The 13067-nt window shown below is 57.2% G+C and carries 11 protein-coding genes and 2 pseudogenes; 10 read left to right on the forward strand and 3 right to left on the reverse strand.

Features of this window, described 5'->3' with window-relative positions:
* The first annotated feature begins 315 nt into the window (after positions 1-315).
* Both AAFG16_RS39545 and AAFG16_RS39550 read left to right on the forward strand, forming a co-directional pair.
* The gene (locus AAFG16_RS39545; protein WP_342734115.1) at positions 316-567 is read left to right on the forward strand and encodes a helix-turn-helix domain-containing protein; all 252 of its coding nucleotides are present in this window, start codon (positions 316-318) and stop codon (positions 565-567) included.
* Positions 567-1109: a HipA N-terminal domain-containing protein gene (locus tag AAFG16_RS39550; protein WP_342734117.1), complete on the forward strand. Its 543-nt coding sequence runs from the start codon at positions 567-569 to the stop codon at positions 1107-1109. Before AAFG16_RS39545 ends, AAFG16_RS39550 begins: the two co-directional genes overlap by 1 nt.
* Before the next feature lie 59 nt (positions 1110-1168).
* On the opposite strand, the gene AAFG16_RS39555 is transcribed toward AAFG16_RS39550, so the two are convergent.
* Positions 1169-1375, reverse strand: a complete 207-nt coding sequence (locus tag AAFG16_RS39555; protein ID WP_342734119.1) for a cold-shock protein — start codon at positions 1373-1375, stop codon at positions 1169-1171.
* 820 nt (positions 1376-2195) lie between these two features.
* Positions 2196-2390 (reverse strand): annotated as a pseudogene (locus AAFG16_RS39560) (helix-turn-helix transcriptional regulator); the annotation flags it as partial.
* Between the two features lie 617 nt (positions 2391-3007).
* Between AAFG16_RS39560 and aepX the strand changes: the two are divergent.
* Positions 3008-3865, forward strand: coding sequence for a phosphoenolpyruvate mutase (gene aepX / locus AAFG16_RS39565; RefSeq protein ID WP_271608644.1), 858 nt, complete (start codon positions 3008-3010; stop codon positions 3863-3865).
* 209 nt (positions 3866-4074) lie between these two features.
* Here aepX and AAFG16_RS39570 read toward each other — a convergent pair.
* A pseudogene (locus tag AAFG16_RS39570) lies at positions 4075-5150 on the reverse strand (IS630 family transposase); the annotation flags it as partial.
* A 1804-nt stretch (positions 5151-6954) separates the two neighbouring features.
* Here AAFG16_RS39570 and AAFG16_RS39575 point away from each other — a divergent pair.
* The 7 genes from AAFG16_RS39575 to AAFG16_RS39605 all read left to right on the forward strand — a co-directional run bounded on the left by AAFG16_RS39575 (position 6955) and on the right by AAFG16_RS39605 (position 13054).
* Positions 6955-7332, forward strand: coding sequence for an isocitrate lyase/phosphoenolpyruvate mutase family protein (locus tag AAFG16_RS39575; RefSeq protein ID WP_342741043.1), 378 nt, complete (start codon positions 6955-6957; stop codon positions 7330-7332).
* Positions 7242-7769, forward strand: coding sequence for an isocitrate lyase/phosphoenolpyruvate mutase family protein (locus tag AAFG16_RS39580; RefSeq protein ID WP_342734121.1), 528 nt, complete (start codon positions 7242-7244; stop codon positions 7767-7769). The genes AAFG16_RS39575 and AAFG16_RS39580 overlap by 91 nt, the downstream gene beginning before the upstream one ends.
* A 57-nt stretch (positions 7770-7826) precedes the next feature.
* A complete protein-coding gene (locus tag AAFG16_RS39585) occupies positions 7827-9014 on the forward strand; it encodes an aminotransferase class I/II-fold pyridoxal phosphate-dependent enzyme (protein WP_342734123.1) in 1188 nt (395 codons plus the stop codon).
* Between the two features lie 46 nt (positions 9015-9060).
* A complete protein-coding gene (locus AAFG16_RS39590) occupies positions 9061-9855 on the forward strand; it encodes a phosphocholine cytidylyltransferase family protein (protein ID WP_342734125.1) in 795 nt (264 codons plus the stop codon).
* 160 nt (positions 9856-10015) lie between these two features.
* Positions 10016-10468: a hypothetical protein gene (locus AAFG16_RS39595; protein WP_342734127.1), complete on the forward strand. Its 453-nt coding sequence runs from the start codon at positions 10016-10018 to the stop codon at positions 10466-10468.
* A 208-nt stretch (positions 10469-10676) separates the two neighbouring features.
* Complete coding sequence (locus tag AAFG16_RS39600) at positions 10677-12257, forward strand: hypothetical protein (RefSeq protein WP_342734129.1); 1581 nt, start codon at positions 10677-10679, stop codon at positions 12255-12257.
* On the forward strand, positions 12254-13054 hold the full coding sequence (locus tag AAFG16_RS39605) for an SDR family oxidoreductase (protein WP_342734131.1): 801 nt from the start codon (positions 12254-12256) through the stop codon (positions 13052-13054). Before AAFG16_RS39600 ends, AAFG16_RS39605 begins: the two co-directional genes overlap by 4 nt.
* The last annotated feature ends 13 nt before the right edge of the window (positions 13055-13067 follow it).

Raw genomic sequence — 13067 nt, forward strand, 5'->3', positions numbered from 1 at the left:
TATTGAAAGTGGGTTTCGAAAATACAACCGGAAGATCAATTTGTTCTTAGTATGTTCTAATATAACTTTCCAGCTCAGTCTGTCGAGGGCTCCGAAAGTCGGATCGTTTTATGTCCGGTCTTTACATGCGGAACAATCCGGCCTCAAGTCATGCCATTGAATCTATTTGTGTAATTCTTCCCTTTCAAGGAGTTGCTGGCGCGCGAGATACAACCGCATCGTCACCACTTCGCCAAATACGCGGACGCGAATAATCGATAGATATTCGCGAACGCGCATATTGAGGTCATATACGCACTCGCGTGTCGTGATTTGATGGATACGATCGCCCGCACCCCACAACAAGTTGGCGCTGGAATCAGACGCTTCGGGCGGCAGAAGAAGCTTACCCAGCGTGACCTGGGTGAGAAGATACATGCGCGTCAAGCGACAGTCTCGAAGCTCGAGGCCGGCGAACCTGCAACGCAGCTGCGCATTCTGATGGATGCGCTGGCCGGGCTCGACCTCGAGCTCGTCATCCGGCCGCGCACCAAATTAACGGCTGAAGCGATTGAGGATCTCTTTTGATGGCGCGTCGTCCTGCCCGGGCGCCGCTCAATGTTTACCTCAACACGCGGCTGGTCGGCCGGCTGCGACGCGAGAGCAGCGGCGCAATCGATTTCCACTACGATAGGCAGTGGCTCGCGTGGGAAAATGCCATCCCTGTTTCGGTGTCGCTGCCTCTGCGCGAGGATCGTTATATTGGCGATCCAGTCGTCGCTGTCTTTGACAATCTTCTGCCCGACAATGACGACATTCGCCAACGCGTCGCTGAACGTGCGCATGCTGACGGCCCCGACGCTTACAGCCTGCTCTCCGCCATCGGCCGCGACTGCATTGGTGCGCTGCAGTTCCTGCCCGATGGTGCCACGCCCGGAGCCGCCGGCGCTATTGATGGCCGTGCCGCCAGCGATCAGGAGATTGCAGCCATTCTCGGCAATCTTGCCAGCAATCCACTCGGCATCGGCCCCGACCAGGATTTCCGTATTTCTCTGGCCGGTGCGCAGGAAAAGACAGCGCAAGCACCACGTAGCGGACGCACTGCCAAGACGAGTGCAGAAGGATGGTAGGAAGCAGGCAGGATCACCCTCCGGTCGCTTTGTAGAGCAGTGTCCGGAGGCGGGTCAGATCAGCCAACGCGTAGATCCTCAGCTGAGGTCTTACCCGAACGCCCGGTCTTGAGCTCATAACTTAGCCGGGCCCCCTCTTCGAGGGTGGTGTAACCGGCCTTTTCGACGGCGCTGATGTGCACGAAGACATCGGGACTTCCGTCCTCAGGCCTGATGAACCCATAACCTTTGGTCGGGTTGAACCACTTCACAATACCCATTGCCACGGCGGCATCTCCATATTGAACCATTGTGATCTAGCGAAGAGTCTCCCCGCCATCAAGACGGTCGGCAAGAGATGCCCAGAATCGCTGCGCTGGTCACGTGCCCGTTTTCTGTATCGCCTGGTCTAGCTACGGCCGCATCGTGCAAGCGACAAAAAATCCTGACGTCGACGACAATTTCGCCGCAAGGCTTCAGCCCAGATGAGGTTTTGATATTCGCTTTCACTGGTCGCGCACCACCGGTTTGCAGAACAGTTGCGGAGCCGCGAACATGCCGCCCTTATCCAGGGCCGGCGGATGGCCTTCATCGACGTTGAACAACAGGGCGGCCATGAACTCCTTTGCGCAGCCTGGAGGAGGATTATCAATCCGAGCATGCCTGCATGAAAATACCTGACATGCTTTCTCAAGCATGAAGACGCTCGCAGGGCTACGCTTTGGCTGCTCGTCTTCCGATGTCAACCGCACGTCACGCCCTGTCGAAACGAACGGGTCTGCCGAGAAAATCCTCAAGGAAGCGCATTTGGCAAGTTATCCGCTCGTCATGTTGTATTTGGGAAGCCCAAACCCGCTCGGAAACGGCGGAGCTTGGTAGCGGCTTTTGTCCAGCTCCGATTAGGGCCCTTAAGCATCGACCCCATCGTCTGCCCCCAAATCGACAGCGACGCCCTTTGACGATCGGCGGCGAAAATAGAAGCACGTCCTGCTGAGAGTAACAGCGTCTTTAGCTCCACAGCTGCGGCGCGTAATCCGCCTCGCATTCCGCCGGAGCAACCCACGCGTTGCTAGATCTACATGAGCGACAACTGCCGCGGCCGGCACTTTAAATAAGACCCAAGCGCCGCGCCTTAACGACGCACTGCGTCCGGCTGGTCGTTTCCAACTTTCGCATCGCGTTCTTGACATGGAAGTTGACAGTGTTCTCGCTCACGTTCAGGATGACTCCGATTGCCCATGATGACTTCCCCTGCTCGATCCATCGCAAACACTGTTTTTCCCGTTCCGACAGCAAAACCTCTTGCACATCCGCCATGATTTCCTCCTGGACTTTACAGAACAGGAGAGGCATCAGCAAATGCGATGCCACTCAGTGGCGCCAGCAAACACGGCGAGGCGGGATGACTTCTTCGGCAATTGCCGCGACATTCGCGCGAGACCGCCATCGCAGTGCAGCCCTGTCAATAGGCTTGCGACATGTGTCGTAAACACGACATCAGCATTACGACAATCGTGGCTGTCGGAATTCTGTCCAACTCTATGTAAGCCGGATATCACCCTCTCGCTAAGCACTCCTCCCCGCCAAGGAGTGGGGAATTCTCCCTTGGGCCGTAGGACCAGGCTCGCGAACCGAGGTCATTCCTTTGCAACCAAGGCCCTTCTTTCCAGCCTTTAGGGACCCTAATCAGTCCCATAGCGGAAGCTTTGCGTTCGGCGCCACTCCTACGCAATTATAAAAATCCGCGTGTCTCAAAAAACTACCAATGCTGGTCATTGATCGGCGCTCCCCCAAAAAGATATGAACGGTGACGTTGGCGGCAATCGAGGATCGGCTTGCGGGGGTTTGGCATGCAGCATCAACCACAAGCCGTTCGGCTTACGGCGGGTCGTCAATGCGCTCGGCAGTCGTCTGTCGAAATGCTTCGCGCCCAGGTCTGCTCGAATGATGAGCTCGCCTTTCTGATGGAAGCACATGATGGCCTGTCTGCCACGATCGCCCAGCGCTCAGGATTCAAGGGGCTTTGGGCCTCTGGTTTGTCGATTGCCAGTTCGCTCGGCTATCGCGATGCCAATGAAGCTTCATGGACCCAGCTCGTCCAGAGCGTCGAACGCATAGTGGACTCTACAGAGCTCCCTGTGCTCGTTGACGGAGATGGCGGCTTTGGTAATTTCAACAATGCTCGCCTCCTCGCACGAAAGCTTCATCAGGCTGGCGCGGCGGGCGTCTCGCTTGAGGACAGCTGCTTCCCGAAGCTGAACTCGCTCATTGGTGAACGGCATCCGCTCGCCGATATCGATGAATTCTCAGGTCGTCTGCGGGCTGTGAAGGATACGGTTGCTGAACACCTTGTTGTCGTGGCCAGGATCGAAGCGCTGATCGCCGGGCGCGGATTGAACGAAGCTATCTTGCGTGCTCACGCTTATGCCGACGCGGGAGCCGATGCAATCTTGATTCACTCGCGAAAGAGTACCGCGGACGAGATACTTTCGTTCGTCACCGAGTGGCGGTACCGGCTCCCTGTCGTGATTGTTCCGACAACGTACTTTCAAACGCCAGTCTCTGCCTACCGCGATGCGCGCATCTCCACGGTCGTCTGGGCCAATCACTCCATGCGAGCTGCCGCAGCTGCAATGCGGCGGGTCTGTGATAGTATCGCAGCTCACGAGAGCGTTGCGAGCATTGAATCTCATATTGCTCCAGTCAGTGAGATCTTTGAGCTTCTGAGGTATGACGAACTCGGATTGGCTGAAAAGCGATATCTGCAGCCCCGCTGATCTATGATGACGGGTTTTGTCACCTAACATTGTCCTCTCGAAGCCCGCGCCATGCGAACACCCCTCGCCTCCCGTCAGTATCGACGCTCAGGCGACAGCGCTGATCGTATCGGCGGCGCGATCCAAGCGGGCGACGTGCCTTTCTTGAGAACGGACGCTCGAGGAAGGACCTGAGTCCGGCATTTTGCCACGTTCGAGGAAGAGGTCTCTTTGTGGCAGAAGCGTTTGACGGAAGCCAAAATCTGGTCAGCGGACTTGGTCCATTTGAAGGGCTTCGGGTTGTTGTTGTGCAGGTCGATGAAGGTACGGATGTCGGCCTCGAGCTGCCTGATGGAGGTATGAACACCTCGCTGGATCTGCTTTTCTGGTGAGTTCAGCGAACCAATGCTCGACCTGATTGATCCATGACGCAAGTCGGCGTTAAGTGGACATGATAATGCGGCCGACGGGCGAGCCACGCTTTGATCCTGGGTGTCTTGTGAGTGGCGTAGTTGTCCATGACGATATGGACATCGAGGCCTTCAGGAACTTGAGCATCGATCTCTTTCAAATTTCAAGAACTCGACTGCGCGGTGGCGCTTGTAGCATTTGCCGATGACGAATCCCGAGGCGACATCGAGCGCGGCAAACAGCGTGGTCGTACCATGCCGCACATAGCTGTGCGTACGACGTTCCGGCACCCCAGGCATCATCGGCAAGACCGGCTGCTCGCGATCGAGTGCCTGAATCTGGCTTTTCTCATCGATGCTGAGCACAAGGGCTCGGTTCGGCGGGGACAGGTAAAGCCCGACAATATCGCCCACCTTGTCGACGAACAGCGGATCGCTCGACAGCTTGAATGTCTGGCTGCGGTGCGGCTGCAAGCCGAACGCGGTCCACATTCGGCGGATCGTGGTGTGAGAAAAGCCAGTTTCCGCAGCCATCGAGCGGATCGACCAGTGCGTCGCGTCGGGCGGTGTCGTACGCAATGTCCGCTCGATTACCTCAGCAACCTGATCGTCGTCGATGGTTCGAGGGCGGCCAGGGCGGGCTTCGTCAAGCAGGCCATCACAGCGATCCTTCAAGAATCGGCGGCGCCACTTGCCAACGGTGTGTTCGTGAAGACCGAGTTCGGCAGCTACAGACTTGCTTGGCGATCCATCCGCGCATCGCAGGACCGCGCGGCACGCTCAGATAGCGACCGGGCAACACGATGACGACGAACTTGCCTCTCCAAGTACGTCCGCTCCTGCGGACTAAGCACCAACGGCGCGATCGGCCGGCCTCGTACACCTGCATTCGCCACTAGCGCTCTCCTCTCGAGATTCGAGCAATCAACTAATGCGACGAATTTGCGTTCCAGATGACTAGGGCAGACCGGGACAAACCGAAGTTTTTGCAGCGATCGACGTCCGCCCTTGCGACACCCACTCCCTACAGACCAAAAGTAGGCCACGCGCCGCTTTTGACGTCACCGCGCTCTCGCCACGCATTTCCGCGACTCTCCCACTTGCTAAAACTGATAGGAGAACCCGGTCCGCAATTGAAGTACTCTACACCAGCCGTGCTTGGCACGACCTAACCGCAATAGCTTATGCGGGCCGCGACGAAGATGATCCTTAATGTCATTCCATCATGCGCAGTATAAGTCGCCCGTCGAGCCCCGTTCGCCTGGCTCCTCCCCACGGGTTGTTCTCGTTGGCCGAGATCGGGCCGGTAACTGGGTCGCCCGCGAACGACGGGGCGCCTTTGGCGGCTTGTTTATCAGCCGCAGCCAAGCTCTGAGATATGCTCTCTTCGAGAACGGCGGCCATCCAGAAAGCATCATCGAGGTAACGCGTGCAATTGAACTCGATTTTCGGACCGATCCATGAGCACTGCCCGAATACTGGACGCTCCGCCTCGTCATACGCTCCGCTACGGGCGAACTTGCATAGTATTATCAGAAGACGTTTCAGGATGGCCCGATGCTTTTCTCTCGAACCCTTCCGTACATGAGCACGATGTTGAGCTAAAAGCGGATCTCGGCTTCGCCGGTCCAACTTCCGGCCCGGAGTGCACGCTTTTCTATTAGTGTCTCCCACCATTTCGGGCAATTGATCGAGATGACAGAAGCACATCATTTGTCGAGCGATGAACTCGGCAATCTGCACGGGCGCCTGGCCGGCGTGGTCCTGCGTTGCTGCATCAGCACGCATCCGCACCGAACGCAAAACACCCCATCGCCGATCGTTCGGCGATCTACTGCCTCGGCTTTTGACCTTCTTCTAAAGACTGTAGCCGCCGACGGGAGCAGCTACACGACGTGAGCCTTCATGGTACGGCAGGCTGACGCCAACATTGATCATTCAGCTGTCAGGCCATGCTTTACGACCCGACTTACTATCGGTGTCGAGAGCTCGCCTCAACTTTGATTCGATTGAACCCACGTGCACGCGTGATTTGGACTAGCGCTCGGGATTGCGCTGGTCTTTGTTCTTGTAACGGAGCAACTCACGATAGCCGCCCCGCATGAGGCGCAGCCCCATTTAACCAGACGAATGGTCCGTCTGCGCAGTCGTGTCGGTCGGGAATAAAGGTCTGCCCAAAACGGCCTTCCGCGTATAAATGTTGCCTTTCCAGCGCCCATCCAGTGCGCGCAAAGCGAGATTGTGCCGTTGTCGCATTCCGGTTGATCGACTAAGAGGGGACGATCCAATGAGAAGCTGTTCGAGTGCCAACCAGAAACGATGTGCTTGTAAACGGATGGCGAAGTTGCGTTCGCTCTAACGGACCTACCCTTCCACATTGCCAGAGCGCCGGACGTTCGGTAGTGCAGAGGTCCAGGACGCGCGAACGACACCCTTGCGCACACATGCAGCGGCGGAAACATGCACTCTTGGTCTCAGCCAAGTTCCTGCGACTCCGGTCAACTACCAAACCTCGTAATTGATTCACGTGACAGATGGATGTCATCTTCACTGCACGAACGTCGGCCGATTAAGCGAGGAATTGGCATGCAAGATCAGTCCCAGTCTGTTCTCGCCAATCGACCAGATCATTCCGCTGATTCTTCAGCTGCAGAAATGTTGGCGGCCGAAGTCTGCTCCAGCAACCAACTCTCGTTCCTTATGAAAGCACATGACGCACTCTCCGCCGCGATCGCCGATCGCGCAGGCTTTAAAGGGCTCTGGGCATCTGATCTGTCGGTCGCGCGCTCGCTCGGTTACCGTGTCGCGAACGAAGCGTCTTGGAGCCAACTCCCCGACGTAGTCGAGCGAATCGTGGACCCGACCCGACTACCTGTCCTCGTCGACGGTGATGGCGGCTTTGGAAACTTCAATGCTCGTCCATCAACCGAGAGCGCAACCGGTGTCGCGCAGGGAGGACAGCTACTTTCCAAAGTTGAGCTCATTTGTTGGCGATCGACATCCGCTCGCGGAAGTCAACCAATTCTCCGGCCGTCTGCGCGCGGAAGGATGCATTGGCCGAAGACTTCGTTCTTGTAACCCGGATCGAGGCACTGATTGGTGGTAAAGGGATGGACCAGGCAATGATGCGCGCTTACGCGGACGCCGGAGCCGACGCGATCCTCATTCACTCGCGAGGAGTGCCGCAGAGATCATTGCGTTTGGACGCGCTTGGCAAGAACATCCCCTCGCGACCTACGAAATATCATCAAGCGCCAATCTCTGTGTATCGCAAAGCTTGCATCTCCACACTGATCTGGGCGGATCGCTCGATGCGAGCGGCAATGCGGCAAGTCTGTCGTCGTATTATGACCGAGGAGAACACTGCGAGCATTGTGCCTCGTATCGCGACGCTTGATGAGGTCTTTGAATTGCTAAGATGTGACGAGGTGGCACGAGCGGAAGCTCGATATCTGACTGGTCAGCGATGCGGGGCTTTTCATTCAAACGGCGGCATCGATTTTGTCGGCGGCTGATGTGAAGGTTCGCCTCGCAGCGGCAATCGTGACATGCCGAGTTAATGGAGAGCGCACATGCTGGCGGAGCGAACAGCCCTGTTAAAACACTCGGACAGCGCTGCGGTATGGACCGCGGCCAAAGCAGCTATAGTGAGCGGCGAGCAGATCATCGATCTGACCGCTGAAGAGATCCGGAGTGATCTGCCGCTGATGGTGCGCGAGGGCACCATCATCGCGATCAATCGCAGTATCAACCGCGACACTGAGACAGGCGCCCCGACGAAGCTTCGAGAGGCGATCGCTCGCAGACTTTCCTCCGAGACCGGTCAACCCTGGTCGATGGATCAAGTCGCAGTTACGAGCGGCTCCAAGCATGCTCTCTTCAACGCAGCTATGGTGCTTCTGAATCCGAGAGATGAGGTGCTCATCCCCATTCCGCATTGGACTTCTTTCCCCGCGCAGGTTCTCATGGCAGGCGGAGTGCCGATCTTCATCGAGACAAGGGACACCAAGTACGTGCCGAAGCCTTCAGATCTAGCTGCGGCAGTTACGTCGAAGACTAAAGCGATCGTTGTCAGCACCCCGAACAATCCGACAGGCACGATTTACGACCGCGAAATTCTTACTGAAATTGCGCAGCTTGCGGCTGAGCGGGATCTCTGGATTGTGTTCGATGAATCCTATGGGGCTTTCGCCCATGCTCCACACACCCATCATTCGATTGTGTCGGCCGCTGCCGAGGCGCGTCACCGCACTCTAATCGCTAATTCGCTCTCCAAATCTCTCGCCCTGACCGGCTGGCAAATCGGTTATCTCGCCGGTCCAAAATCCGTTATAGACGCCGCGCTGGCGCTACAACGCGATACGGGCTGCACCCCAGATGTCACTTCCCAACATGCACTGCTTCATCATCTGGAGTCCAGTGATGACGTCTTCGAACAAAAACTTCAACGTCAGGTCAGCGAGGCGCGAACGCTTGGGCTCTCGATTCTTTCGACCCTGAAGTCGATCCCGCAACCTTCAGCTCAAGGCGGATTCTACTTCCATTTAGATATCAAAGGACTTCGGCAAAGCACCAAAGGGCCGCGTCCCGAATTCAACGCCGATGATGTCGTTAACGTATTGCTGAACGCGGGTGTCGCGGCAGCTTCGGGCACAATCTTTGGCGATCCAGACGGGGTCCGGCTCTCCTATGGGATTGACCTTGGCTCGCTCGACAAGGGCTTGCGGCGTTTGTCCGTGACTTTAAACACATGGAACTGAAGCCCTAGTGGGTTCGGCATGCTTAGCGTTGCGGAAGGTTAGCACTATGGCTGAAGTACCTCGCCGCGCTATCGTGCTTGCAGCCGGCCTCGGCTCGCGCCTGCGGCCGCTGACGGATCTCCGGCCAAAACCACTGGTCGAGGTAAACGGCAGGCCGATCCTGCACAACGCTCTGCGGAATCTGGAGGCAATCGGCGTCGGTGAGGTGACTGTTGTCGTGGGCTACCGCAAGGACGCCATCCAGTATGCCTGCGGCAGCCGCTTCGGCGGGGTCGAGATCAACTACGTCGAATCGACGATTTTCGATCGCACCGGGAGCGCTTATTCCCTGTGGTTGGCGCGTGAGGTACTGCTTTCGGGAGACTGCCTCCTCCTCGAGGGAGACGTTTTCTTCGAGCAAGATGCATTGCGCCGCCTGACGGGCCCAGCGGGCGATGTGGTCGCAGTCGCTCCCTTCGACAAATCGATGGAAGGGTCTGCAGCTCTTTTGTCCGAGGACGGCTTCATCACAGGTTTCCGCATGAAGCAAACGGCGGCCAACATTATCACAGCCGGCCCGCAGCTTTTCAAAACTATGAACCTGCTGCGATTTTCGGGCTCGACCCTCAAGGCAACGATCGTTCCTGCACTGGACGATGTTATCGGGTCCGGAGCCAGGCAGGCCTACACCGAGGAGCTTCTTGGCTATCTGGTGGAGAGGCGTGGCCTGCAGCTTACAGCCGCGCGATGCGATGATCTCAGATGGTGCGAAATCGATACCGCCGAAGATCTGCATCTCGCAGAGCGCATTTTCTCACGAGCGCATGGCGCTCGCAAATCCTGTGACCAGCGCGATCAGTGAGGTGCCAATGCTAAGATACCTTTGGGATCCCGCAAATGCCATCACTGCAGGGGGACTTGTTTTTTCTTCCGCTAGTCTATTCCTCGCTCTATCCGGAAAGCTTGAGCTATCGGTGGCAGTGGCTCTTTGGGCTGTCCTGGCAGATCACATCGATGGAATCGTGGCCAACTGGACGCCGAACCGTGACCCGGAACTTGCAAAAATGGGCAAGAGCCTGGACGGATTCGGGGACATTATCTATGGAGCCGTCTTGCCCACGGCAATTGTGATTCAGCTCAGCCACGCCTCCATTCTTTCCCTCGCGACGGCCACTGCTCTGCTCCTGGCGGGAGCCATCAGGCTTAGCTATTTTGCAAATTTCGGCAGATCGTCCGACGGGCACTTCTTGGGTGTGCCTCTGTCGTACGACGTGCCGCTAATGGCTCTCTTGTTCCTTTTAGAGCCGTTCATTGGAGCCGCACTATTTGAGTGGCTCGTCAACGTCTGTTTCCTGCTGCTTGCCGCCGCTCACGTGGCGTCTATTCGCGTGCCGTCACCCAGCCCGGCAATGTATGCGGCAATTAGCATATTCGTCGTGGTGTCTTCGGCCACCTTAGCTAGCCGTTCTCTTTGACAGCCATGGGCAGATTGTCGAGCTATGTGCAGGCAGGCATGATCCGAGCAGCTGGTAGGGTTCCTGGCCGGACGACTTATTACATTCGGGTCGATAGCCACTTGCCTGAACGTTGTATCTCTCTGAGCTCCGAAACAGCTCGGCATCACGTCCCTGGTCGTGAGATACCTATTGTCGGGGGGGCATCGTACCTGCGTCGGTGGCTGGCATGACCATCCGGCCTGAACTCTTGCAGCGTCCCCGTCAACGAGAGCACGAGCGAGGCTGGATCTTTCGGGCAATCGGCGTCGAGCCGTTCATTCAATGCGCCGGTGTGCGTACATTATATGGAGCAAGCAATCCGAGTGACGAAGTCATTGTAGCAATGAACGCGGCTGCAGAGGCTTTCGTCGACATGGATGAATTGGCAGAGGCTGCAGGTCGACGGCTCGCTGAACTCACGAGCGCCGAATGGGGTGTGATTACCGCCGGCACTGCGGCGACACTGGCGCTAGCCACAGCGGCGTGCATCGCCGGAAACAATCCGGAATTGATGTTGCGATTGCCGGAAACATCGGGGCTACCCAACAAGGTAGTGATCCCCTCTGACCAACGGTTTTCCTATGAACAGGCAATCCGTATCGCAGGCGGCGAGATTGTGAGTGTTGCCACTGTAGAAGGACTTGCAGAGGCCTTGGACGGAAGCGCCGCGATGATCTGTCTGCTCGGCCGCATGGATTCAGCGTCCGGTGTGCCATTGAGCGCAGCCGTCCCCCTCGCCCGTGCTCACGGCGTGCCCATTCTTGTCGAGGCCGCCGGGCTTTCGCCAGAAAAGCCTGATCGCTGGGTCAAATGCGGCGCCGACCTGGTGGTTTATGCGGGCGGCAAATATCTCCGGGCCCCACAATCGACTGCGATCGTGCTTGGTAGTGAACGGCTATGCAAGGCAATCTGGTGGAACGGAGCGCCTCACCAGGCCTTCGGCCGGGCGATGAAGTTGGGTAAAGAGGAGATTGTGGGTGCTGTCGTGGCACTCGACCGCTGGATGAATTTCGCAACTGCCAAACACGACCGTGACCAATGGCTTCCGCGCTTAAAGCTGATTGCGGCGGAGCTCAATACCCAGCCTGGCGTCAGAACTGAGGTGCTGTCCTGGCCTGGTTCTGTCACAGCAGTCCGGCTCAAGGTGAGCTGGGACGAGGAAGTGGTTCCATTCAGCGCGGAAGATCTACGGCTTGCGCTCTTAGGGCAGCGACCACGGATTCTCATCCACGATTTTTGGTCGACACCGACCTCAATAGTGCTCGACCCCGTCAATCTCGGCGATGACGAGGCGGAAATCGTCGGACGTGCGTTGGCCCGCGCGTTTCGTGAGCCCCGGTGCATTGCTGAACGACCGTCAACGCTTCAGGCCGAAGCTGACGTCTCAGGAGGTTGGCGTATCGAAATTCAATTCCTTCATGGCTCGGCGACACATCATCTCGACCTTGAGCAGAATAAGACGCACATATCAGGCGTCCATCACACCGGATCATCTTCCGGCAAGCTGTCCGGTGAAATTCACGGCGACCACATCCGGTTCGAGGCTGCGCACGAGCAGATACCGATGTCCCTATTCTATGGCTTCGAGGGCAAAGTCGCCGAAGATGGCACTATCAGTGGAATGGTCCAGCTCGGTGGCAGCGCAAAAGAGCATCTCGGACCAGTTTTCAAGGGCCAATACGGTTCGGCGGAGTTTCATGCATCGCAAAGTCGCGTAACTCCTGATAGCTCCACCCTATCGCGCCGGATCCAACGGAGATTCAAATGAACGTTCAAACGATCGAAGCAGGATCCGAGCATCCGATGAGTTTGCATGGCAAGGTGGCGTTAATCGTTGGCGGCTACGGAGCGATCGGCACAACAATCTCGGAAGTGTTGACCCTTGCGGGTGCGACCACCATTATTGCGGGACGAAGCGGCGACCAGGCGTTGGCTCTCGCCGCTGAGCTGGCCACGCAAGGTTTCTCTGCCCATGGTATCGAGCTAGACGCGTGCGACGTCAACGTGGCGCACGCGGTCTCTGCGTGTTTGAAACAACAACATGGTTCCATAGATATTTTGGTGAACTGCACTGGCTTCAATAAGGAGCAGATGCTGTTGGAGGTAACGCCGGAAGCCTTCGATGAGGTTTATTCCAGGACCTTGCGTGCCGGAATGTTTCTCTCCCAGGCGGTCGCTGCTCAGCAATTATCCGCCGGAAGGGGCGGGAGTCACATTCATCTTCTTTCCGTGCGTTCATCGCTTGGCTTCCGAAACCGCGGCTATAGCGCCTTTTGCGCCGCCAAAGGCGGGCTCGCGGTATTGTTGAAGCAACTGGCAACGGAATTGGGGCCGTACGGCATCACCGTAAATGGTGTCGCGCCTGGGCTGGTACGGACGCAGAAGAACGAAAAAGCTTTGGATGACCCGGCCGCATTCAAGCGAGCCACCGCGAACATTCCGCTTGCGCGATTGGCTACGCCTGAGGATGTCGCGGGAGCTGTGCACTTCTTCGCGTCTTCGCTATCCCGTTTCGTGACGGGCCAGATTCTTCGCATTGATGGCGGGCTCACCGCCAGTACTTGAGCAGATTTTCCAC

Source organism: Bradyrhizobium sp. B117, from assembly GCF_038969555.1.
Classification (GTDB): domain Bacteria; phylum Pseudomonadota; class Alphaproteobacteria; order Rhizobiales; family Xanthobacteraceae; genus Bradyrhizobium.

Coding starts and splice junctions, on each gene's coding strand:
- AAFG16_RS39545 (WP_342734115.1), top strand. CDS start 316: ATGGATACGATCGCCCGCACCCCACAACAAGTTGGCGCTGGAATCAGA.
- AAFG16_RS39550 (WP_342734117.1), top strand. CDS start 567: ATGGCGCGTCGTCCTGCCCGGGCGCCGCTCAATGTTTACCTCAACACG.
- aepX (WP_271608644.1), top strand. CDS start 3,008: ATGCTTCGCGCCCAGGTCTGCTCGAATGATGAGCTCGCCTTTCTGATG.
- AAFG16_RS39575 (WP_342741043.1), top strand. CDS start 6,955: ATGAAAGCACATGACGCACTCTCCGCCGCGATCGCCGATCGCGCAGGC.
- AAFG16_RS39585 (WP_342734123.1), top strand. CDS start 7,827: ATGCTGGCGGAGCGAACAGCCCTGTTAAAACACTCGGACAGCGCTGCG.
- AAFG16_RS39590 (WP_342734125.1), top strand. CDS start 9,061: ATGGCTGAAGTACCTCGCCGCGCTATCGTGCTTGCAGCCGGCCTCGGC.
- AAFG16_RS39600 (WP_342734129.1), top strand. CDS start 10,677: ATGACCATCCGGCCTGAACTCTTGCAGCGTCCCCGTCAACGAGAGCAC.
- AAFG16_RS39605 (WP_342734131.1), top strand. CDS start 12,254: ATGAACGTTCAAACGATCGAAGCAGGATCCGAGCATCCGATGAGTTTG.